At 45.3% G+C, this 2060-nt stretch carries 3 protein-coding genes; all 3 read left to right on the top strand.

The window, feature by feature from the left end:
* Positions 1-22 precede the first annotated feature (22 nt).
* The 3 genes from ACFQ2O_RS21405 (at position 23) to ACFQ2O_RS21395 (ending at position 1979) form a co-directional block, all read left to right on the top strand.
* A complete protein-coding gene (locus tag ACFQ2O_RS21405) occupies positions 23-646 on the top strand; it encodes a YqaE/Pmp3 family membrane protein (RefSeq protein WP_377532895.1) in 624 nt (207 codons plus the stop codon).
* 158 nt (positions 647-804) lie between these two features.
* Positions 805-1737, top strand: a complete 933-nt coding sequence (locus ACFQ2O_RS21400) for a DnaJ C-terminal domain-containing protein (protein ID WP_377532893.1) — start codon at positions 805-807, stop codon at positions 1735-1737.
* 26 nt (positions 1738-1763) lie between these two features.
* Entirely contained in the window at positions 1764-1979 is a 216-nt protein-coding gene (locus ACFQ2O_RS21395; protein ID WP_377532891.1) for a hypothetical protein, read from the top strand.
* Positions 1980-2060 lie beyond the last annotated feature (81 nt).

The raw sequence follows: 2060 nt of genomic DNA, 5'->3' as shown, positions 1-2060 counted from the left end.
TTTTAACAATTAATTATATACTATGAAAATTAAGAATCTACTTCATTTTGTGATGGTGCTGTTTGTTGGACAGTTCCTTTTTTCTTGTAGTTCAGCAGAATACTATAAATTTTCTGCCGACAAGCCGGAAGCATACAACACGGTAAAAGCTAAACCTGCTACAGATGCTCCTGCTGTTGAACTGCTGACTCCGATTGCCGCTGAAATGGCACAAGCTGAAACTAATACGGCTCCTGCCTCTACTGAAGCAGCCCCTGTGTTTGAAGCAAATGCTGCTGCTAGGGTAAACAGCAATAAAAAATCAGCAGAGGTAGTTAAAACTCCTGCCGTTGCGGAAGAGGTAAAACTCGAAAAGCGTGAGATGACTGTGGCTGAAGCAGAGGCTGTGGCCTTGGCAAAAGAGCGACTGAAGAACATGAGCAAGGCTGAGAAAAAGGAGCTGAAGCGAGAATTGAACGAGGTAATGCGCCAACGTGGTGGTGGAGCAAACATCGTAGAGATAATTCTGGCTATTCTGCTGCCGCCTTTGGCAGTATTTCTGCACGACGGAATCGGAACTTCTTTCTGGATCAACATCATCCTGACATTACTGTTCGTTTTACCGGGTATCATACACGCACTACTTGTGGTAACAGACACTATCTAGTCGGCTTACAACCTGACAGATTAAAAAGAAGCATCCTGCAAAGGGGTGCTTCTTTTTTTTGCTGCTAGTGCAGCTAACATCATAAAAAAATATCTCGTTATTATTGTAGCAGGAAAGAACCTGCTAAAGGCTTTAAAACGATCTAAAATCACTTCCAGATGGAATACAAGGACTATTATAAAATTTTAGGAGTAGATAAGAAAGCAGCACAAAGTGACATCAAAAAAGCCTATCGTAGTTTGGCTAAAAAGTATCACCCTGACAAAAACAAAGACAATAAAGCGGCAGAAGATAAATTTAAAGATATAAGTGAAGCCTATGAAGTGCTGGGTGATGAAGAAAAGCGCAGACAGTACGATCAGCTTGGGAGCAACTGGCGCCAGTTTCAGCAGGGAGGCTACAACGGTGGTGGGCGCAGGCAATACCAGGGCCAGCCTGGCGGAGGCTTTGGTGGCGACTTCGGCGATATGTTTGGAGGAGGAGGTGGTGGAGGCTTCTCTGATTTTTTCGAGCAGTTTTTTGGAGCAGGCGCAGGCGGGTTCAGCGGACAGCAAGCGGGTGGGCCCAGAAAAGGGCAGGATTACCAGGCAGATATGAACATATCATTACAAGAGGCTTACACTGGCACCAGCAGGCTGCTAACAGTAAACCAGCAGCAACTGCGTATCAAAACCAAACCAGGCGTGGCAGATGGTCAGGTGCTGCGCATCAATGGTAAAGGAGCCCCTGCAACGGCGGGAGGAGCACCCGGTGACCTGTATCTCAACATCAGGGTTCTACCGGACTCACGCTTTGACCGCAGAGGGAATGATTTATATGCTACCGTTGATGTGGACGTATATACCGCCATACTGGGTGGGCAGATAGAAGTAAGTACAATGAGTGGCTTGCTTAAACTTAAAGTACCAGCAGGAACTCAGAGCCAGCAATCGTTAAGGCTAAGGGGTAAAGGAATGCCTGTTTACGGTCAGACGGATCAGTTTGGAGATTTTTACGTAAAAATAAATGTCGTGCTGCCAACTTCTATTAGTGAGGAAGAGCGGCAACTGCTGGAGCAGTTGCGGGCTATGCGGCAGACAAACACTTTTTAAAATGTTCCAACTTTTAGTTTATCGCCATGTTAGTTCCTATAGACAGCTTAAGAAACCAGCCCCACCTCGATAAGTTTATAGATAGTTTAGCCGACAGGCATTTACGCTATTATGCTACCGATTTGCTGGAGCAACATGGCTGCGAGAGTTTAGAGGAGGTAAGGCTGGCAGTTAAACGTGCTACAGAAGTATGCACAAGTATGCACCTGCCGCTCCGCGAAAACATTAAGAGGCTGTTTTAATTTCATTTGGATAATTTCTTAAGCATGATGTGTATCATGGTAATCTGTATCATTGTTTCGGCAGACTTCGTGGAGAGTTCA

Origin of the sequence: Pontibacter rugosus, assembly GCF_042678745.1 — a bacterium.
GTDB classification, from domain to species: domain Bacteria; phylum Bacteroidota; class Bacteroidia; order Cytophagales; family Hymenobacteraceae; genus Pontibacter; species Pontibacter rugosus.
Note: the sequence above shows the minus strand (reverse complement) of the source record. Positions and strands in the feature narration are given on the sequence as shown.

Excerpts from the sequence above, each read along its gene's own strand:
- ACFQ2O_RS21405 (WP_377532895.1), top strand. The coding sequence starts at position 23 with ATGAAAATTAAGAATCTACTTCATTTTGTGATGGTGCTGTTTGTTGGA.
- ACFQ2O_RS21400 (WP_377532893.1), top strand. The coding sequence starts at position 805 with ATGGAATACAAGGACTATTATAAAATTTTAGGAGTAGATAAGAAAGCA.
- ACFQ2O_RS21395 (WP_377532891.1), top strand. The coding sequence starts at position 1,764 with ATGTTAGTTCCTATAGACAGCTTAAGAAACCAGCCCCACCTCGATAAG.